The 18,951-nt window shown below is 68.5% G+C and carries 18 protein-coding genes; 2 read left to right on the plus strand and 16 right to left on the minus strand.

Features of this window, described 5'->3' with window-relative positions; genetic code table 11:
• Positions 1–64: 64 nt before the first annotated feature.
• Complete coding sequence (locus E8A74_RS30620; RefSeq protein WP_136932645.1) at positions 65–820, minus strand: hypothetical protein; 756 nt, start codon at positions 818–820, stop codon at positions 65–67.
• A 275-nt stretch (positions 821–1,095) separates the two neighbouring features.
• Between E8A74_RS30620 and E8A74_RS30625 the strand changes: the two genes are divergently transcribed.
• Positions 1,096–1,755: a hypothetical protein gene (locus tag E8A74_RS30625; protein ID WP_136932646.1), complete on the plus strand. Its 660-nt coding sequence runs from the start codon at positions 1,096–1,098 to the stop codon at positions 1,753–1,755.
• 153 nt (positions 1,756–1,908) lie between these two features.
• Here the strand turns inward: E8A74_RS30625 and E8A74_RS30630 are convergent, their stop codons facing one another.
• The 15 genes from E8A74_RS30630 to E8A74_RS30700 form a co-directional block, all read right to left on the minus strand.
• The gene (locus tag E8A74_RS30630; protein ID WP_136932647.1) at positions 1,909–2,481 is read right to left on the minus strand and encodes an HMA2 domain-containing protein; all 573 of its coding nucleotides are present in this window, start codon (positions 2,479–2,481) and stop codon (positions 1,909–1,911) included.
• Positions 2,482–2,515: 34 nt separating this feature from the next.
• Positions 2,516–2,818 carry a hypothetical protein gene (locus tag E8A74_RS30635; RefSeq protein WP_211365478.1) on the minus strand — a complete coding sequence of 101 codons (303 nt, stop codon included), beginning with the start codon at positions 2,816–2,818 and terminating at the stop codon, positions 2,516–2,518.
• Positions 2,815–5,817, minus strand: coding sequence for a cation-translocating P-type ATPase (locus tag E8A74_RS30640; RefSeq protein ID WP_232379823.1), 3,003 nt, complete (start codon positions 5,815–5,817; stop codon positions 2,815–2,817). The genes E8A74_RS30635 and E8A74_RS30640 overlap by 4 nt, the downstream gene beginning before the upstream one ends.
• A 168-nt stretch (positions 5,818–5,985) precedes the next feature.
• Positions 5,986–7,296, minus strand: coding sequence for a T9SS C-terminal target domain-containing protein (locus E8A74_RS30645; protein WP_136932649.1), 1,311 nt, complete (start codon positions 7,294–7,296; stop codon positions 5,986–5,988).
• 84 nt (positions 7,297–7,380) lie between these two features.
• Positions 7,381–10,269 (minus strand): TonB-dependent receptor domain-containing protein, encoded by a 2,889-nt coding sequence (locus E8A74_RS30650; protein WP_136932650.1) that lies wholly within the window; start codon positions 10,267–10,269, stop codon positions 7,381–7,383.
• Positions 10,270–10,276: 7 nt separating this feature from the next.
• Positions 10,277–10,714 (minus strand): ExbD/TolR family protein, encoded by a 438-nt coding sequence (locus E8A74_RS30655; RefSeq protein ID WP_136932651.1) that lies wholly within the window; start codon positions 10,712–10,714, stop codon positions 10,277–10,279.
• A 2-nt stretch (positions 10,715–10,716) separates the two neighbouring features.
• On the minus strand, positions 10,717–11,163 hold the full coding sequence (locus E8A74_RS30660; protein ID WP_136932652.1) for an ExbD/TolR family protein: 447 nt from the start codon (positions 11,161–11,163) through the stop codon (positions 10,717–10,719).
• Positions 11,120–11,821 carry a MotA/TolQ/ExbB proton channel family protein gene (locus E8A74_RS30665; protein ID WP_136932653.1) on the minus strand — a complete coding sequence of 234 codons (702 nt, stop codon included), beginning with the start codon at positions 11,819–11,821 and terminating at the stop codon, positions 11,120–11,122. The genes E8A74_RS30660 and E8A74_RS30665 overlap by 44 nt, the downstream gene beginning before the upstream one ends.
• Before the next feature lie 41 nt (positions 11,822–11,862).
• Entirely contained in the window at positions 11,863–12,624 is a 762-nt protein-coding gene (locus tag E8A74_RS30670) for an energy transducer TonB (RefSeq protein ID WP_136932654.1), read from the minus strand.
• 93 nt (positions 12,625–12,717) lie between these two features.
• The gene (locus tag E8A74_RS30675) at positions 12,718–13,425 is read right to left on the minus strand and encodes a response regulator (RefSeq protein ID WP_136932655.1); all 708 of its coding nucleotides are present in this window, start codon (positions 13,423–13,425) and stop codon (positions 12,718–12,720) included.
• A gap of 162 nt (positions 13,426–13,587) precedes the next feature.
• On the minus strand, positions 13,588–14,835 hold the full coding sequence (locus E8A74_RS30680) for a PrsW family glutamic-type intramembrane protease (RefSeq protein WP_232379824.1): 1,248 nt from the start codon (positions 14,833–14,835) through the stop codon (positions 13,588–13,590).
• A 69-nt stretch (positions 14,836–14,904) separates the two neighbouring features.
• A complete protein-coding gene (locus E8A74_RS30685; RefSeq protein ID WP_136932657.1) occupies positions 14,905–15,306 on the minus strand; it encodes a hypothetical protein in 402 nt (133 codons plus the stop codon).
• A 98-nt stretch (positions 15,307–15,404) separates the two neighbouring features.
• Positions 15,405–16,130 carry an outer membrane lipoprotein periplasmic chaperone LolA gene (gene lolA, locus E8A74_RS30690; RefSeq protein WP_232379825.1) on the minus strand — a complete coding sequence of 242 codons (726 nt, stop codon included), beginning with the start codon at positions 16,128–16,130 and terminating at the stop codon, positions 15,405–15,407.
• Positions 16,131–16,208: 78 nt separating this feature from the next.
• Complete coding sequence (gene ruvC, locus E8A74_RS30695; RefSeq protein WP_136932658.1) at positions 16,209–16,739, minus strand: crossover junction endodeoxyribonuclease RuvC; 531 nt, start codon at positions 16,737–16,739, stop codon at positions 16,209–16,211.
• A 10-nt stretch (positions 16,740–16,749) separates the two neighbouring features.
• Entirely contained in the window at positions 16,750–18,177 is a 1,428-nt protein-coding gene (locus tag E8A74_RS30700; RefSeq protein ID WP_136932659.1) for an FAD-binding oxidoreductase, read from the minus strand.
• 78 nt (positions 18,178–18,255) lie between these two features.
• Between E8A74_RS30700 and E8A74_RS30705 the strand changes: the two genes are divergently transcribed.
• Entirely contained in the window at positions 18,256–18,942 is a 687-nt protein-coding gene (locus E8A74_RS30705; RefSeq protein ID WP_232379826.1) for a cell surface protein, read from the plus strand.
• Positions 18,943–18,951 lie beyond the last annotated feature (9 nt).

The raw sequence follows: 18,951 nt of genomic DNA on the forward strand, positions 1-18,951 counted from the left end.
GGGCAAGTCCCGCTTGACATCGCACGCGATCTGCGCGGGGAGACGACGTGACGCAAGCGCGAAGCTACTTCTCTGCGGCTCCCCCCTCGACATCCTCCGCCTCGGTCAACCCGGCTCGCCTCCGCGCCGTTGGTCTCACCCGGTCCGCGAGCTCCCCCTTGCCCGCGAGTTCGAAGAGCCCCGTCAGGGAGTCCGCGATCCCCTGATACACCCCGTTCCATGTCGCCGTCGCCGCGTTCCGCCGCTGGAGCGTCACCTGCGCTTCCCGCTCCTCCCGCCGCACGTCGCCGAGCGCCGTACGAAGCGCGTCGACGCGCGCCTTGAGGCTGTCGGCGAGCGCCTTCGGGTCCACCGAGACGCCCTCCTGCTTCGGCGCCTCGACGAGAGGGCGGTTGCGCAAGAGGCGCTCGGTCGTGCAGGCGGCCTCGATGAGGTGCTCGGCGTCGCTCGGCGTCTCGCCCGAGAGCCCGTACGCGCTGAGGAGGGGCGCGCCGTACACGCCGGAGAGCGTGCTGCGGATGCCGATCATGCGCGCGCGGAGCTCGTCCTTCGCGGAGTCCCGCGCGGCCCGCGGCTCGCCGTCGTCGGCGAGCTCGGTCGCATGCGCCTGGTTCGCGGCCGAGAGCTCGTCCACGGAGCGCTGCGCGAGCGCGCCGAGCGCCTGCAGGAAGACGGTCACCTGGAAGTCGGGCGGCGAACCGTCAGGGAACAAGGCCTTCTCGAGCGCCGCGGCGACCTCGTTGCCGTGCACCGAGATAGCCGAGGTCAAGGTGCGGGTGATCGCGACCCGATCAGAGACGAGCTTGGAGACGTCAGCCATGGGAAGGCCCCTTTCGTTTGGGACGGGAGCGTACACAGGCTCACGGTTTTTAGGGGCGGTTTTGTTTTGAAGGAGGCGTTGGAAAGGGTTTTGGAGGGGTGGCGAAGGGGAAGGGGTGAGGTGCAAGCGCTTGGGACAGGTCGTCTTGGCCAAGGAGACGGCGCAAACGGTCTCGTGCAGACGTGCGCAGTTGCAGGGGTGGTCTGGACGTGCTTTGGGCGCGCGTTCCGCGATGATGCTTGGCCCGTAGGCGCTCCCGGGCCTATGTTTCGCGCGTGGCGGCGAGCTGGGCAGAGCTGGTAAAGCGCCTGCAAGAACGGCAGGAGAGCGGAAAAGCGCTCACGGCGGCTGTCTTGTGGAGGGAGTTCAAGCGGCAGGCAGCGCAGTCGAACCGACAGGATGTGAGGCACCTGGCCGAGATCGGCAAGGGCATGACACCGGAGGATCGGGGGCGATTCGCCGTGGCGGTGATGCCGCTGCTCGTGACGCTCGACTGGCCGCTGGCGTGGGAAGCTGCGCGCCCCGGCTTGATCGTGGCGCTGGAAGCAATCCTCGAGGAGACAGACTCCGAACACCCCAACAGGTTCGCCCATGCATATCTCTCTGCGGTGCCTTCGCCTGAACACGAAGCAAAGCTGTTCGATACTGCATGGATATCGCTCGACGTTGCGCTCGACATGTTACGCCGCCCTTGCCCTGCCAGCGAGCTAAGGAACGTCGCAGCGCTCTGCGTGCTTGGCACTTCTCAACCCGCGCTCCTCGCGTTCGAGTTCTCGAAGTCGGACAACGACTTCGCCTCGGAGCCTCTCATGCATGCCTGTTCCCAATACCTTCAGGCATTCGAACGTTACGTTCGTGCGGCTAGGGCGATGAATCAGGCCGTCGGTGCCGTCATCTTCGACGGCCTCGATCTCGGCGCCGCTGAGGCTCCCTGATGCACCTCCTCCACCTCGACATCGAGCGCATCCGCGCCGTCGAGTAGCTCTCGCTGGACTTCTCCACGCCCCTTGGGGTGTTTCTCGGGGCGAACGGCGCCGGCAAGGGAAGGGTCGAACGCGACCTCACGCCCGCGGATCCGTCGCTGGCTTCTAATCCAGCCCCCCATCCGCAGCGACCGCCCTCCCCTCCTGCTCCACCGCTCCGGCGTTGAACGTCATGAACGACCGGATCGACCACCACACCAGGTTGAACCAGGCCGGCGCGGGCAGCTTCCTCGTCACGCCGATCTCGACCAGGCCGAGCGAGAAAAACAGCACCGGCATCAACGTCCCGAGATCCGCGCGGTGATCGAGCGCGCTCCGCACGTCGCCGTTGATCTCCGCGAACGCATGCGCCACGGCCTTCGCCACGCGCGTCGGGCCCGGCAGCGCTTCATGGCCGAGGTCGGTCAGCTTGCGGCCCTGCTCGTCACGCTCGTCGGCCACGAGCCGCTCCAGCATCACGCGCACCGCCTCGGCGTCGAGCGTCCCGTCCTCGCGCTCCACGATCACCGAGCCCGTCCACGGCCGCACCTCCACGCGCTCGCAGCTCGGATCCATCATCGCGAGCTTCTCCGCGACCCGCAGGCACGCGTCGCGCTGGCCCACGATCGCGCGGGATCGCAGCCGCACGCGGCGCGGAAGGCTATGCACGAGCTCACTCCACTGCTCGCTGGGTATCACGTCTCGTCTCCCCTTCCCTCTCGCTCAGCGACGCTCAGTGCGCCGAGGATCCGGCCTGCGCGTTGGCCGCGCTCGGCACGTGTTTGCCGTTGCCCGTCGTCGCGCCGGCGCGACGGCGGCGCGGCACCTCCCGCAGGTGACGCGCGCGCTCCTCCACCTCGGCCCACAGGTCCTCCGCGTGCTCGCGTTGCCGCTCCACGACGGCGCGGCCGAGCCGCGCGAGGTGCAGGCCGAGCGCCCCGATCTCCACGACCGCGGGCTTGAGCCGACGCGCAGTCCCCATCACGACGACCGCGCTGCCGAAGCCGAGAATGAACGATGGCGTATGAAATTTCATCGACGAGCCTCCTCCTCGAACATCACGGGCGACGACGCCCAGTCCACCGGCGCGTGCCGATCGTCCCCTCGCACCAGGGTCGATCCCGCCGGCATGCCGCGTCGATCCACCACGATCGGAGGCTCCGGCTCGAACAGCGATTTCCCTTCCCGCGCGAGCGTCGGGAGCAGACCGAGCAGCACCGCGATCGAGAGCTCGATCGGGCCGAGCGGCGTCGTGCCGAGCACGCGGCGTAGACCCGGCAGGCCGAGCGCCGCCGCCTGCAGACCGAGGCTCGCGACGAGCGCGCGGTGGAGCTCCGGGTTCGGCTGCGACCCGCTCGATCGGCACGAGCGTGCGTGAAGGAGCTGCGCCACGACGAGCGACGCGAACGACATCGTGCGGGCCCGCGGCAGGCTCGCGCCGGGCCCGATCGCTCCGATGCCGTACGCAGCGAGCGAGATCGCCGCCATCTTCGAGGCCTCGCGCGCGAGCTTCTTGCCACGCGCGGGCCCGAAGAGCGGCGCCTGCGGGTCGCGCGGGGGCCTGCGCATGACGTCCGCGTCCGCAGGCTCGATCGCCAGCGCGAGCGCGGGGGCGACGTCCGTCAGCATGTTGATCCAGAGGAGCTGCAGCGGCCCGAGCGGCTCGGCGCCGACGACCGAGCCGGCGAGCATGACCATCACCTCGCTCGCGTTCGTCGCGACGAGGTACTCGATCGCGCGCCGCACGTTGTCGTAGAGCCTTCGCCCCTCGCTCACCGCGTCCGCGAGGCTGCCGAGGTCGTCGTGCGCGAGCACCACGTCCGCGACCGCGCGCGCGATATCCGTCCCGCGCTCGCCCATCGCCACGCCGACGTCCGCGGCCTTGAGGGCCGGCCCGTCGTTCACCCCGTCGCCCGTCATCGCCACGATCGCGCCGCCGTCCTGCAGCTCGCGCACGACGTCGAGCTTCGCCTCGGGCGTCACGCGGCTGTAGACGTCGGGCGCGCCGATCCCCAGCTCGGCGCCGATCGCCTGCGCGGTCCGCGCTTGATCGCCCGTCAGCATCATCGTCCGCACGCCCGCGCCTGCGAGCACCGCGAGCGCCTCGCGCACGCCACGCCGCGGCGGATCCCGCATCCCGACGAGGCCCGCGAGCACGAGCGGCGCTTCGTGCGTTTGCTTTGGATCACCATCTTTCCGCCACGCGAGCGCGAGCACGCGCAACCCCCGCGACGCCATCGCCTCGTTCATCGCGAGCAGGTGCGCGCGCTCGGACGGCTCCACGCTCGCGCGCTCGATCACCGGCTCCGGCGCGCCCTTCACGAGCTCGATCCGACCGAGCTCCGGGTGCTCGTGCACCGTGACCATGAACGGCCGCTCTGCGCTGCGACGCTCCTCGCGCACCCGCTTCGCCGCGCCTCTCCGCCGACGCACCGGGTAGCCGATCGCCATCGCGAACTCGACGAGCGCCCGCTCCGTGCCGCTGCCGCTCGTGATCGCGTCGCGCTCGTCGAGCTCCACGTCCGCGTTCAGCGCCGCGATGCGCCCGATCTCCCGCAGCGACGAGACCGGCACGCGCCGGCCGTCTTCACCGACCAGCCCGAGCGACGGAGGCGCCCCGTTCTCGCTCGACGGCGCGCCGTACTCGACCCGCACGAGCCCCTCGTCCGGCAGGAACACCTCCGCGACGCGCATGCGGTTCTCGGTCAACGTCCCGGTCTTGTCCGCGCACACCACGCTCACCGCGCCGAGCGTCTCGGCCGCCGCGAGCCTGCGGATCACGATGCCCTTGCGGTTCAGCCGCTGGCTCGCGAGCGCGAGCGCCGTCGTCCCGACCGCGGGGAACCCCTCGGGGATCGCCGCCACGCCGAGCGCCACGGCCGAGCGCGCGAGCGCCGCGAGCGGCTGACCTCGCAAGAGCCCGAGCGCCGTCACCGCGATCGAGCTCCCGAACGCGAGCGTCGCCACCCTGCGCCCGAGCTGATCGAGCTGCTGCTCGAGCGGCGCTGCGCGATCGGCCGTGTGCGACAGCGCGCGCTGGATCGCGCCGAGCTCCGTCGCGCTGCCCGTCGCCACGACGACCGCGCGCGCGCTGCCCGTCGCCACGACCGTGCCCGCGTAGAGCATGTCGTCGCGATCCGCGACCGGCGCGTCCTCGACCACCGCGGCCGTCTCCTTCTCCGCCGGCTCGCTCTCGCCCGTCAGCGTGCTCTCGTCGACCGTCAGATCCGTGGCCTCCACGATCCGCGCGTCCGCCGCGATCGCATCCCCGGCGCGCACGCAGAGCACGTCGCCCGGAACGACCTCGCTCGCCGCGACCGTCGTCTCCACGCCGTCGCGCAGCACGCGCGCCCACTCCACGCGGAACTTGCTCCACGCGTCGAGCAGCTCCTCCGCGCGTGACTCCGTGAAATATCCGACGACCACGTTCGAGCCCACGACGAGCAGGATCGCGCCTGCTTCCAGCAGATCGCCGAGCAGCACCGAGAGCCCCGCGGCGCCCGCGAGCAACGCCGTCGGCACCGTGAAGATCTGGCCCGTGAGGATCTCCAGCGCCGTGCGCGGCGCGATGCCGGCGAGCACGTTCGGGCCGACCTCGCGCAGGATCCGGTGCGCCTCGGTCGCCGTGAGGCCGCGCTGCAGATCCACCGAGAACGCCTGCGTGAGCTCGTCGATCGAGCGCGCGTGCCACGGCGTCACGGGCGTCGTGTCGTCCTCGTCGTCGGCGCTGCCGTTCGCTCCGTACGCACGGATCATGTCGCGCGCCGAGGCGGCCGCGCTCTCGGCGATCCGCGACAGCGAGGGCGGCGGCGGCCCCTGCGAGTCCTCGTGTTCGGCCAGGATCGACAGCACCTCGGCGCGCGTCGTCGGCGCGTTCGGCGCGAGCACGCAGAGCACCGTCCCCGTATGCTCGTTGGCTCGCGCCTCCACGACGCCCGGAAGCTCGCCCAGGGCGCGCTCGATCCGCCTCGCGCGCACGGGCTCTCCGAAGAGCCCGGCCACCTCGACCCTGAGGCGCTGCGCGCTGTGCACCACGCGCCCAGAGGGCTTGCCAACATGTCCCAATGGCGCGCGCCCTCGGGCGAGGGCGCGCCACTTCATGATCGCCGAACGCACTCGGGGGCGCGCACGCAAAGAGCGATCCACGGCGCGATCGAGCGGCCGCGACCGCACGGCAGGCGGGCTCTTCGGAGCTTTTGGCGGCTAGTTCGGCGTGAACGAGATCCAGGCGCCGTCGAGCCACGTGTCGTCTTGCGAGAACGCGCCGACGTAGCTCGCCTTCGTATCGAAGAAGCCGTCGCTCGGCGGCGTCGCGGCGCCCGTCGTGAGCGTCGCCTTCGGCCGGAAATCAGGCGCTTGCCGATCGTAGGGCGCGACGAGCATGGGGTCCGTCTCGGCGTTGCCGGCGTCCAGGAACCACTTGACCTCGTCGAAGCCCATGTCGTCGTCCTTCTCGGAGCCCGTGCCGTCCGGCGTCTCCACGTACGCGATGTTTTGCGCGAGATTTCCGTGGAAGATGGACGCTTCGAGGTTCACGGACGTGGGCGCGTCTCGCACATCGACGCCCGCCTCGAAGCCCGTGGCGACGATGTTGTACAGGTTCGCCCTCGTCGCGCGGCGCAGGAGCATCGCGTATTGCTGCTTGTCGACGTCCACGTTCTTGCCGATGAGCGTCGCGTTGTAGATCGTGGGCTCGGAGAGCGGCGCGTTCGTCGTGCCCATCGCGTCGTTGTCGCCCTCGAAGCCGTTCGTGTCGTCCACGGCGGCCGGATCCTGCTGGACCACGACGAACTGGAGGTTTCCAGTATACCCGAGATCCCAGTCGATCCCGTCGTCCTGGTTGTACGTGCAGACCAGGTGCTTCGCGTTCACCGTGCCACCGAAGAACTCGAAGCAATCGTCGAGCGTGTAGCGGACCTGGACGTAATCGACGGTCGTCCCGCTGCCGACGCCGGCGAACGTGAGCCCGTTGATCTCGTTGTCCGTCGAAAGGAGAATGCCGCCGAACTCGATCCGCACGTACTTCAGCACGCCGCTGTTGTCGGCCGGGTCGGTCCCGCCGTACTCGGTCTCCGCGGTCGCCTCGATTCCCTCGACGTTCGCTTTTCCGCCGGGCACGTTGATCGGCGCTTTTCCGAGCAGGATGACGCCGCCCCAGTCGCCGGCCGTGCGGTCCCCGGGCTCGGCGCGGCTCGTGAAAACAATGGGCTCGTCTTTCGTGCCCTCGGCGTGGATACGAGCGCCCGGGTCGATGACGAGCGTGCCGAGCGTGGACTTGTCGCCCTTGATCGTGGTACCCGGCTCGATCGTGAGCGTCGCGCCCGCGCGCACGTGCACGATTCCCTTCAACAGCCAGTCCTGGTCGGCCGTGAGCGTCAGATCCGACGTGATGCTCGCCGGGATCTCGTTGTTCTTCGCGGGGGGCGTCGGACTTTCTCCATTTTCGTCCCCGCCGCAGCCCATCAGACTGGCCGCGACAAGCGCGCTCGTCGCAAGCAATACCTTCGATCGCATGGTGGGTGATTCCTCCGCCCGCGCATTCTGGTCATGCCGCGTGACGCCATTGCAGGGCGCGCGTAACGATTTCGCGACAAGCCGTCAATTCTGGATGGTGGCGCTCAAGGTGAACGTCGCGCCAGGCTGGTATTGCTGCACCACGTTCGTCAAATCGGCGACCGTGGAATTCGGGATCGAGGCCTCGCTCGGTCCCTGCGTGAACACGACCGGCGCGAGCAGGAGGTTCTCGGCCGCGAGCTTCAGGTCCACGTGCTTGCCGATGCGCTGCGCGACAGTCACGTCGAGCAGGTGGCGCGGCTGCTCGTAGACGTCCGGCAGCCCGAGCGAGCCCACCTGCGCGATACGCCGGCCATAGACGTTGTAAAGCACGCGCAGCCGCGTGCCACGCTTCTCGCTGGCGTAATCGAGGCCCGCATTCACCACGTACGGCGATTGCCCCGCGAGCGGGCGAACGTTGTTCGTCTGCACGCTCGTCCCCGCCTCGTCGAGGGAGACCCGCGAGTACACAAGCGTGAGGTTCGCGAGCACGCCGAGGTCGGCGAGGACAGGGGTGATGAAGCCGAGGTTCTTTCGCAACTCGAGCTCAATGCCCGCATTTTGCGCCCCCTTTGCGTTCTGGTACGACACGATACCGCGATTCGAGGGCTTGATGATCTGCTCGATCGGCTTCGTGAAATCCTTGTAGAACACGCTGATGGCCGCGACCTCGGCGAGCGTCGGGAAAAACTCGAAGCGGAGGTCCGCGTTCACGATCGTGGTGCGGTCGAGGTCGGGGTTGCCCTGGATCTCGCGGGCGCCGAAGTAATCGGTGAACGAGAACGGCGCGAGCTCGCGGAGCTGGGGACGCGCGACCGTACGCGTCACGGAGGCGCGCAGGTTCGAGCGCTCGTTCGTCTTGAAGACGAGCCCGAGCGAGGGGAGCAAATCCGTCGTGGAGAGCTCGACCTGCTTCGGCAGGAGCGTCGACGGATCGACCGTATCGAGCTTTTGAGACGATGCCTCGACCCGCGCTCCGAGCACGACGCGCATCCAAGGACGGATCGAGGTGTCCGTCATGAAGTACCCCGAGAACACGCGCTGCGTGGCGTCGTACGTGTCGGTCGGCCTCGTGTACTCTGCCAGGGAGAGGACGCGCCCGATGTTTTCGTTCGTGAAGAGCTGATCCGCTGGGAGCGAGAATGCGGCCGCGTCCTCCGGCGTCTCCGCGATCGGAATGTACCGCAGGCGGCGCGCCTCGAAGGCGCGGTCGCGTCCCTGCACGAGCGCACCCACCTTCACCCGCGTCGGCGCGTCGCCCCTCACGATGGGCTGCGTGTAATGCACGGCGCCGCCGATCGCTGTCTCCGCCTGGTTCGCATAAAAATGCAAGCCGGAGAGCGTCGTGCTTTGCCACGCCCTCCGCCCCGCGTCGTCGAGATACACGTTCTCGCGCGTACCCGGCTCGTCGCTCGTCGCGAGCGACGTCGTCAGGTTCCATTCGAGCGTCGCGTCGTTCGCCTTGCGGAGCTTGTGCTCGCCGGCGAGCTGGCCGAACGTGAGCGAGCGGCTCACGAAACGGAGGCGCGTATCGAAGAACGTGCGCCCGGGGCCACCTTCCTCGCTGAGCCCCGAGATCTCGCGCGCCTCGTTCTCGGAAGAACGGCTGTGCAGACCAATAAGCGAGACCTTGTGGTCCCTCGCGTACCTGTACGTGAGGCCCGCGAATCCGCCCCACGAGACGACGTCGAGCCCTGTATCCACGCGGTAATCGTTCTGCGGCTTCAGATCGTCCGACACGTTGGTATCGATCGTCAGCGTCCGGAGGATCTCGCCCTGCCGGATCTGGAACCGCCGCCCGTACGTCAGCGCCGCCATGTACCCGAGCTCGTGATCCGAGCCGAGCCTGTGCGTATTGCCGATCGTGAGGTTGCCGCTCATGTTCGGCAGTGCGGTCGTGCGCGAGGTCGTCATCGGGCGGTTGAGCACGCGGCCGAGCTCATTGGCCTCACGCGAAGACATGAGCGAGCCGTCCGGCTTCTCCTCGCCCTTGCCGACCTTGGAATCGGTCGGGAAGCCCGGCGGCAGCGCCCGCGTCCCGTCGTCGATGCCGAGGAAATCGGTCCCGCCGCCCGCGTACGTGAGTCGATTGCGGAACGTCGTCTCCGTGTTTGCCCCGAGGTAAAACGTGCCGCTGATCGTGAACCTCTCGGGCAATTCGCGCGTCGTCACGCGCACCGAGCCGCCCGTGAAATCGCCCGGCATGTCGGGCGTGAACGTCTTGATGATCGTCAGATCGCTGAGGACCGTCGTCGGGAACAAATCGAAGGGCACGGCCTGCCGGTCCGGCTCGGGGCTCGGCAGCGGCACGCCATTCAAGAGCGCATTCGTGTACCTGTCGCCGAGGCCGCGCACGTACACGTACCGCTGCCCGACGACGGACGCGCCGACCACACGCCGCGCCGCGTCCGCCGCATTGCGATCCGGCGTCCGCGCGATCTCCTGCGCGCTCACCGCGTCACCCGTGTGCGCCGCGTTCTTTCGAAGCAACGTCTGCGCCGCCGCCGAAGCCCGATCCGGGTCCGCCTCGATCTCGACGACGATCTCCTGCTTGCTCTCCTCGGTCGACAGCACGACGTCGACCTTTTCGACGGCGCTGGCCGTCACGCGCACGTTCTGCACGCGTTGCGCCTTGTAGAGCTGATAAAAGACGCGCAGCTCGTAGGTGCCCGGCGCGAGCTCCAGCCGATATCGACCGTCGAAATCCGCGATCGCCTTCTTGTTCGTCCCAACGACCGAGACCTGCGCGTCGATCACGGGCTCCTTCGTCTTCCCGTCCGTGACGACGCCCCAGATGACGCCCTTTCCGGCGGGCGCGGGGCGGGACGGGTCCTCCTCGCCGAGGAGCGCCTCGTCCGCGCCCTCCTGGGCCAGCGCGAGCGCCGGGAGGAAAAGCGTGAGCGCCGAGGCGAGTGTCGCAATGGTTTTTCGCATGGAAGAATCAGCCGCCGAGCTTCTCGGTCAAGATTGCAATGCCCTTGGCCCCACCCCTCTTCGCGATATCCATCACCTCGACGGTAATCCCGTACGGCGCGTCGTCCGCCGCGTCGAAGTAGAGGAGCTTGTCGGCGCGCGCCGCGAAGATCCGCGTGAGGCGATCCCGCAGCTCGGCGCGCGAGACCTCGGTCTGGTTGATGCGGATCGCGCCCTTCCCGTCCACCGTGAGCACCACGGGTTTGTCCGCGTCCGGGGGCGGCGGCTCGTTCTTCGCGTCGTCGTCCTTCTTCGGCAGGTTCAGCCATAGCTGCTTGTTGAGCAGCGGCGTCACCACCATGAAGATGATGAGCAGCACGAGGACCACGTCGACGAGCGGCGTGACGTTCATCGTGGGCGCGATGGCGCCGCCCTTTTTCCCGCCCGAGGAGACGTTCATCCCCATGGCTAGCTCTCCTCCCCCGCGCCGCCCTTGCCTTTTTGGCTCACGCTGAGCGCGACGCCCGTGTATCCGGCGCGCTGGCACGCGGCGAACGCGTCACGCATCTTCGCGTATTGCACCGTCGCATCTCCCTTGAGGACGACGCGCCGATCCGGCTCGCTCCCGTGCATCGATTTCAATCGCGCCTCGAGCGCCGGCACGTCCGCGAGGACCTCCTTTTCGAGGAAGAGGTTGCCCCGCGCGGTGAGCGTCACGGTGATCGGATCGAGCTTCGATTTGTTCTCGTCGGGCTGAATCACGCTCGGCAGCTCCACGCGCTCGCCGTGCTCGAGCTCGGGCGCGATGACCATGAAGATGATGAGCAGCACGAGGACCACGTCGACGAGCGGCGTGATGTTGATGTCCGGCTCAGGCAGCTTCTTCGAGGATCCGCTCTTCACTTGCGCGCCCATGCTGGTTCTCCATGTCGTCGAGCAATTCACCCGCGCTTCGCTCGAGCGCCGTCTCGACCGCCGCGATCTTGCCCGTGAGGTAATTGAAGAAGAGCACCGACGGAATGGCCACCGTGAGGCCGAGCGCCGTCTCGATGAGCGCCTCCGAGATACCCGCGCTCACCGCGCCGAGGCCGCCCGAGCCCGTCGTCGCAATGCTCTGGAACGCCGTGATGATACCGACGACCGTACCGAGCAGCCCGACGAAGGGCGCGACCGATCCAACCGAAGCGAGCACCGAGAGCCCGCGCCGCAAATCCGCCGAGAGCGCCTCGCGCCTGCGCTCGACCTCGCGCCGCGCGAGCTCGACCGGCGTCAGGTTGCCGGCGCCCTCGCTCTCCGCGCGGAGGAATCGACGCATCGCCGAGGAGACGAGGCGCGCGAGCGCCGAGAGACGATATCGATCCGAGACGCGGAGGAGCTCCTCCGTGTCCCAGGCGTCGAGCAGCGGCTGCGCTTCCTTCACGAAAGCACGGGTCTCGGCGTTCATGCGCGCGAGCGCGATCACCCGCTCGACGACGACCGCGATGGTCGCGGTCGACATGAGCACCAGCACGAAGGCGATGAGCTTCGAAACGAGGCCCATGCTCGCCCAGATGTGCGCGAGATCAAATTGCATGGTTTGGCTCCTTGGTCGAACGGGATTGCCCGACGACCAAATTACGTTTTGATCTTGAAATTGAACCTTGCGTTCTGGTACGTGGCCACGGGGCGGCCTTCGACCATGGCTGGCTTGAAGCGCCACGTCTTCACGGTCGCCACGACATGCGCCGCAAGCTGCGCATCCCCTCGCACGACGGTCACGTTCGAGACGTCGCCCGACTCTGTCACGACAAACCGCACGATGACCGTGCCCTCGATCCCCTGGCTCTTCAGGTCCTCGGGATAAGGAGGCTGCGGCTTCGAGATCGGCGAGGGCGGCGTGCCATCCTCGCCGAGGACGATGGGCCCCGCCGCTTTGGGCGGGGGCGGCGGAGGAGGCGGCGGGGGCGGCGGAGGCGGCGGCGCAGCAGCCGTCGCGGTCCCCGTTCCTCCGGGCGTCCCGCCCGAGCCTTCGCCCGAGCCCTCCCCATACTCGCCATCACTCGCCTTTGCCTTGCTCGGATCTGCCTCCTTGGGCATTTCCGTCGGCACTTCCACGGGCACGGCGATCGGCTTGTGCTTCGGCCCGGGCGGCTCCGGCGCTTTGGGCGCCGCGTCCACGGGCGGCGGCGGAGGCGGCGGTTTCGGCGGCTCCACCGTGGGCGTGAGCTCGACGGCGACGACCTCCTCCTCTTCTTCCACGGCGGGCGCGCTCGATTTCATCGTCGCCCCGACGACACCGACCGCCGTGCAAATGGCAATCGCCGTCGCGTATCCGATCAGAAGCCGCTTGCCGCGCCCGGGATCCGTCTCCCCGACGCTCCACGCCTCGAAGCCCATTGCCGTCTTTCCTCGGCCCCCACCTTGACGATCGTTCGTGACAACCTCGTGAACGTCGCGAAACGATCACGTGCGCGTCGCATGACGCAATTTTCAATCGGGATGCGAGTCGGGCAGATCGGGCGATCCGCCGAATCGATACCCGATCCCCCGCACTGTCTGCACATAATCGCCGGCAGGCCCCAGCTTGTCGCGGAGCCTCTTTACGTGCGTATCCACCGTGCGGGTCGTGATGTCGACGTCCATGCCCCACACCCCTTCGAGCAGCGCGCCGCGCGTCTGGACACGCTCGCGATTCTCGTACAGAGCGAGCAGGAGCTTGAACTCGAGCAAGGTGAGCTCGATCTCGGCGCCGTCGACCCATACCCGGTGCGCCTCGTCGTCGATGCGCAGCCGGCCGAACTGGAGGACACGGCGCTCGGTCGTCCGCGCCTTCACCCGCCGCAGGATCGCCTGCACCCGCAGCATGAGCTCGCGGACGCTGAAAGGCTTCACCACGTAATCGACGGCGCCGAGCTCGAAGCCGACGACACGGTCGACCTCGTCCCCGCGCGCCGATACGATGACGACCGGGGTCTCGCGGGTCTCCTCGCTCTGCTGCAAGCTCCGGCAGACCTCGGTGCCCATGAGGTCCGGGAGCATCATATCGAGCAGGATGACATCGGGCCGCCGCTCGCGCGCGAGCCGGATCCCCTCCTCGCCGCGCGACGCGAGCAGCACCTCGTGCCCCGCCTGCCGGAAGTTGTAATCGAGCACCTTGAGGATCGCGGGCTCGTCCTCGACGACCAGGATGCGTGCCATCGCACCCGGGTGTATCCTGTTCCTGTTACGGCCCGATGAAGCTCGTGTTGCAGGTTGGCGGGGAAATGCGGCGTGCGTGACGGATTCGTGAATTCGACGTGTCGAAACGGCGAGGGCGCGCCCCGCGTGACGAATTCGTGAATTCGAGGTGTCGAGAGCTTTTCAGCGGGGAGCTTTGGCGCGCAGGGCGGCGCGCAAGGTCGCGAGCTCACCGCGGAGCGGGGCGATGAAATCGGCGCTGATCGTGCGCTTCTGCCCCTTCATCGCGCGCGCGGTGTGCCACTTGCTGAGCGCGAGCCGCGACGCGGCGCGGATGAACGCGCGCCCCTCGGCGCCGCGCCACGAGAACGTGCACTGGATGCGGCCGACCGGCGAGCACACGAGCTCGAGCTCCTCGTTCGTCAGGTTGCCGATCAGCACCTCGTCGCGGAGAAACTGGCGGATCGTGCGGCCCTTGCGGACGACGAGGGCGATGATGATGCAGAAAAACATCGCCACGAAGAGCAGCCAGAAGAGCAGCATGATGACGAACGCGTCGGGGATGACCGTGGGCACGAAGTTCCAGAGCGCGTGCAGGAAGACGCCCACGAAAAACCCGCCGATCGGCGCGAGCCAGCGCACCCACGTCTTGCTCGACTCGCGCGCGATGCCGAACCCGATGCCGGTCATCGACGTGTAGAGCGGGTGCCCCCACGGCGCGAGGACGCCGCGCAGGAAGAAGGTCGTGCCGAGCTGATCGGCCATGTCCGCGCGGGCGTAATAACTGACGTTCTCGACCGCGGCGAACCCGAGCGCGCAAAACGTCGCGTAGATGATGCCGTCGACGACCCCGTCGAACTCGCGCCGGAGGAAGTAGAAAAAGCCCAGGATGACGAGGCCTTTGAAGAATTCTTCCGAGAGCGGCGCGCTCATCACGGACGACACGAAATTGCCGACCCCGGGCCCGAAGAGGCCGGCGAACACGATGTGCACGCCCGTGTTGATCATGCCGGCGAAGCCCGTCGCGACGACCGCCCCCCACAGGAACGCCATCGCGAGGCACCACCACGGCTCGGGATCGTACCGATCGAGCACCATGGGCACGAAGAGGTAAAAGCCGAGCGGCAAGAACGCGAAGAGCGAGCCCGTCAGGACCGCCGAGAGCATGCGCCCCGGCGCCTTCGACAGGAAGATCTCCGCCATCGTGAAGAGGATGTTCAGCACGACGCCGGCGAGCATGCCGACGATCCAGAGCGCGAGCCCCACCCCGCGGCGACGCTTGTCCGGATCGAGCTCCACGGGCGCGCGTGGCGCGGACCCGCCGTGGCCCGGTGGTGTGTACGGCGCCGGGCCGGGATATCGTGGTTGCTGCTGCGGGGGGTAGGGAGCGTGGCCGTAGGGCCCGGGCGGCGATCCGTAGGGGTTGTTCATGGCAGAACGCCCGACGCAAGGCGCCGGGCGTTCGATCATCCTACCGTCTGTGCCACCACGAGCGCGAGGTCAGTCGGCGACCTTCTGCTGGATGACCACGTGCGGCGAGGGCGAAGTCGGCGCGTTTTGTTGCTCCGCGCTCACGATGAGCTCGAAGCTCGTGAGCGGCACGGTCGCCGTCGGCAGCGAGCCCGTCCGCTTGTCGTTGTTGTACGCGAGCGACCCGATGCGCTGCCACTGGCTGCTCGAGTCCTTGCGGGCCCACACGACATACGCCGTGGCGCCCGGCATGAGCCGATCCGGGGGAGCGAGGTGCTCCGCCTCGATGCTCACGGTGGTCAGAACCGTGCTGCTGTTGACCTCGGCCACGATCTTCGCGTCGGCGTCGGGCGCGCGCGGCGTGCCCTTGGCCATGTACTCGAGCGGGCCACCACACGCCGCGACAAGCAGCGCAACGGCGACCGAAAGCATCCCGCGACCCATCCAGCTATGCGCGTTCATCGCACCTCCAAGCAACATTCGATCTACCAGATTTTCCGTCCGGTTGCATCGTTTCCGTCGAATCCGGCTCAGGGCTTGACGACGCGCGTGCCGGGCGGCGGCGTGAAGTCGAACTCGCCCTTGCCGACAGGTTGGTTGACGACAGGGGCGCTGAAGTCGAAGCGGTTCTTGTTGCCCTGCGCGTCGAGGATGAGCACGCGGCGCACCTGGTTCGTCTGCGCGTCGACGTAAAGGAGTACCTTCTGGTACGCGGGCGTCGCGTCTTTCGGCGTGCCTTCGAGCACGTATCCGCCCTCGAACTTCATCTGCGCGGCGTCGAGCAGCTTGAGGTTGAAATCCTTCACGAGCTGACCGGTGCCCATGAGGAACGCGAGCGCCGCCGGGTATTGCGAGTTTTTGACCGGCGTCTCGAACATCTGCTCGTTTTCTTTCTCGTAGACGCGGATCACCTTGCCGTCGGACACGACGCGGTTGCCGTTCGGCGCGTCGTACGACCAGCTCATCTTGCCGGGCTTCTCGAAGATGACCGTGCCCTTCGACTCCTTCTTCACGTTCTGGACCTTGATCGTATAGGTCTGCGCGAACGTGGCCTTGAAGGTCTTCGTGGAGTCGTAGAACGCCTGGACGCGTCGGCCGATCTCCTCGGCCGAGGGACCCTTCGCAGGCGCCGCAGCAGGAGCCGCAGGCGCCGCGGCCTGGGTATGGCCGTCGGTCGAGCAGAGCAGGAGAGCAGGGACCACGGCGCACGCCGCGAGGAGGGAGGGGATCGAGAGGAACCTTACCTTACGCATCATTTTCTTCCTGTTCCGCGTAGTTGGCCGGACCGAGGGTGCCGCGGGGTTGGACGCAGGGCGCCCGCAGGCGATGCAAGATCACGGGACATTCGCGCGACGCCGCGCCGGGCGGGCGGGCGCAGAGGCGGCGAGCGCCGTCTGAAAACCAACGACATTGCAGTGCGTGAGCGCGATGGCGAGGGCATCGGCGGCGTCCGACCGAGGCGGCGTGCCGAGTCGGAGGATGGCCGTGACGACCATGGCCACCTGGCGCTTGTCCGCCGCGCCCTTGCCCGCGACGGTGCGCTTCACGAGCGCAGGCGGGTATTCGGACGTCTGGAGCGAAGCGCGGGCGAGCCGGAGCAGGACGACGCCGCGCGCATGGCCGAGCTTGGCCGCGCTCTGCGCGTCCTTGGAGAAGAAGATGCTCTCGACCGCAGCATGCGAGGGCGCGTACTGCGTGATGACCTCGCCGAGGCGGTCGTCGATGTCGACGAGGCGGTCGGCGAAGGTCCCGTCGAGGTCGACGTCGATGACGCCGTGGGCGACGTGCTCGACCCGCGTGCCGACGCGCTCGAGCACGCCCCACCCGAGGTGACGGCTGCCAGGATCGATGCCGAGGACACGCACGCGGGGCGTTCTAGCAGACCCCGTGGCCGCGGCGGGGGAAGATCTTGTGGGGGTTCAGGAGGTTCTTCGGATCGAAGACGGCCTTCAAGCGGCGCTGAAGCTCGATGAGCTCCGGGCCCTGTTCGAGCGGGAGGTATTCGGCCTTGGAGGTGCCGACGCCATGTTCCCCCGTGAGCGTGCCGCGCATGCCGACGACCGCACGAAAGAGGCGATCGAGGCCGCGCTCGACGCGCGGGCCGGCGTCGGGATCGTCCCACAGGAAGTTCACGTGCAGGTTGCCGTCGCCCGCGTGGCCGTAGGAGAGCATGCGGATCGAGGTCTCCTCGCTGATGCGATCGATCTCGCGGAGGAGGTCGGGCAAACGCGTGCGCGGGACGACGACGTCCTCGGAGATCTTGTAACGGGCCATGGCGCGTGTGGCCGGCGAGAGGGCGCGGCGTGCTTCCCAAAGGCGCTCGCGTTGCGCGGCGTCCTGCGCGACGAGGACGTCGAGCGCGCCCTCGGCGACACACGCCTCGCCGATGCGCTCCATGGCGGCCTCGCACGAGGCGGGATCACCGTCGACCTCGATCAGGAGGAGCGCGCCGGCGCGTGCATCGACGGGGACCCCGCGGGCGCGGACGGCGGAGAGCGCGCCGGCATCGAGAAGCTCGAGGCAACGCGGGACGAGGCCGGCCGCGATGATCGCGGAGACGGCGCGGCCGGAGGCGAGCGCGGTGTCGAAGAGGCCGAGGAGCGTGGCGACGCTCGGGGGCTTCGGGATGAGCTGGAGCGTGGCCTCCGTGAAGACCGCGAGCGTGCCCTCGCTGCCGACGAGCAAGCTCGTGACGTCGTAGCCCGTGACGCCCTTGACCGTACGCCGGCCGGTGCGGAGGCGGGTTCCATCGACGAGCAGCGCTTCGAGGCCGAGCACGTACTCGCGCGTGACGCCGTACTTGAAGGCGCGCGGGCCGCCCGCGTTCTCGGCGAGGTTGCCGCCGAGGGCGCACATCTTGAGCGAGTTCGGATCGGGCGGATAAAAGAGCCCCTCGGCCTCGACCGCGGCGTGAAAGTCGCCGAGGATGACGCCCGGCTCGACGACGGCGACGAGCTCTTCGCGATCGATCTCCTTGATGCCGCGCATGCCGAGCGTGGTGACGACGATGCCCCCGCCGACGGGGACCACGCCGCCGGATTTGCCGCTGCCCGCGCCGCGCGGGACGATCGGGACCTCGGCCTCGCTCGCCGCCGCGAGCGCCCGCAGGATGTCGTCCGGCGTCTCGGCGACGACGACCGCGTCGGGGATCACCGGCTCCTGATCGGACTCGTCCCCCGCGTACGCCTCGCAGCCTGCGGGCGAGGTGATGACCTTCGAGGGCCCGAGGGCGCGATCGAGCAAGCGCCGCGCCTTGTCGACGGCGGCGGCGGAGGGGCGGGGGAAAGGCGCGCGACGAAGCACGCATGATTTCTAGTACGGATCGCGCGGAGCGGCGATGGTCCCCTTTGCACGTCCTCTGCGGGCTGGTATCGAGGGTCCGTGCACCGCGTCGTGGTTGTCTTCCTGGGCGCGCTGGGCCTCGCCGGCGTTGGGTGTGGGGACGAAGGGCCCGCGAGCTCGACGGGCACCACGAACGAGCCGCACGCCTGTGCCGCGGACGCTCCGCCGTCGCGGACGGCGTCCTGCGTCGTCGCGTTCGAGCCCGGCGACGACGCGGGGTTCGGGGCGGATCGGTTCCCCGAGGTCATCTACGGCGAGCCGCTCGGCAACGGCACGACGTCGGGCGGGCTCGACGTGCTCTCGCTCGGCCGAGGCGGCTCGATCGTGCTCGGCTTCGGCGGCAACGCGATCGTCGACGGAGAAGGCCCGGACTTCGTGGTGTTCGAGAATCCGTTTTTCGTGTCGGACGATCCGAACAACGTGTACGCCGAGCTCGCCGAGGTCTCCGTCAGCGCCGACGGCGAGACCTGGCACGTGTTCCCTTGCGCCGAGGACACGAAGCCGCCCGCAGGGTGCGCCGGGTATGCTCCGGTCTTCGCGAACGGTGATCTCGGCGTGTCCTCCCTCGATCCCAGCGTGTCCGGCGGCGACGTGTTCGATCTCGCCGAGCTCGGCGTCGAGGAGGCACGGTTCGTCCGCATCCGTGATCTCCAGGGCATCGGAGCTGCGCCGAGTGCTGGCTTTGATCTCGACGCGATCGCCGTTTTGCACCCCAAGGTGCCTTGACGTCGAGGC

Source organism: Polyangium fumosum (genome assembly GCF_005144585.1).
Taxonomy (GTDB): Bacteria; Myxococcota_A; Polyangia; order Polyangiales; family Polyangiaceae; genus Polyangium; species Polyangium fumosum.

What these genes read in the sequence shown, in the direction of transcription:
- E8A74_RS30670 (WP_136932654.1), bottom strand. Translation starts at nt 12,624, where the DNA reads ATGGGCTTCGAGGCGTGGAGCGTCGGGGAGACGGATCCCGGGCGCGGC.
- lolA (WP_232379825.1), bottom strand. Translation starts at nt 16,130, where the DNA reads ATGATGCGTAAGGTAAGGTTCCTCTCGATCCCCTCCCTCCTCGCGGCG.
- E8A74_RS30655 (WP_136932651.1), bottom strand. Translation starts at nt 10,714, where the DNA reads ATGGGGATGAACGTCTCCTCGGGCGGGAAAAAGGGCGGCGCCATCGCG.
- E8A74_RS30675 (WP_136932655.1), bottom strand. Translation starts at nt 13,425, where the DNA reads ATGGCACGCATCCTGGTCGTCGAGGACGAGCCCGCGATCCTCAAGGTG.
- E8A74_RS30665 (WP_136932653.1), bottom strand. Translation starts at nt 11,821, where the DNA reads ATGCAATTTGATCTCGCGCACATCTGGGCGAGCATGGGCCTCGTTTCG.
- E8A74_RS30620 (WP_136932645.1), bottom strand. Translation starts at nt 820, where the DNA reads ATGGCTGACGTCTCCAAGCTCGTCTCTGATCGGGTCGCGATCACCCGC.
- E8A74_RS30650 (WP_136932650.1), bottom strand. Translation starts at nt 10,269, where the DNA reads ATGCGAAAAACCATTGCGACACTCGCCTCGGCGCTCACGCTTTTCCTC.
- E8A74_RS30645 (WP_136932649.1), bottom strand. Translation starts at nt 7,296, where the DNA reads ATGCGATCGAAGGTATTGCTTGCGACGAGCGCGCTTGTCGCGGCCAGT.
- E8A74_RS30680 (WP_232379824.1), bottom strand. Translation starts at nt 14,835, where the DNA reads ATGAACAACCCCTACGGATCGCCGCCCGGGCCCTACGGCCACGCTCCC.
- E8A74_RS30660 (WP_136932652.1), bottom strand. Translation starts at nt 11,163, where the DNA reads ATGGGCGCGCAAGTGAAGAGCGGATCCTCGAAGAAGCTGCCTGAGCCG.
- E8A74_RS30635 (WP_211365478.1), bottom strand. Translation starts at nt 2,818, where the DNA reads ATGAAATTTCATACGCCATCGTTCATTCTCGGCTTCGGCAGCGCGGTC.
- E8A74_RS30685 (WP_136932657.1), bottom strand. Translation starts at nt 15,306, where the DNA reads ATGCTTTCGGTCGCCGTTGCGCTGCTTGTCGCGGCGTGTGGTGGCCCG.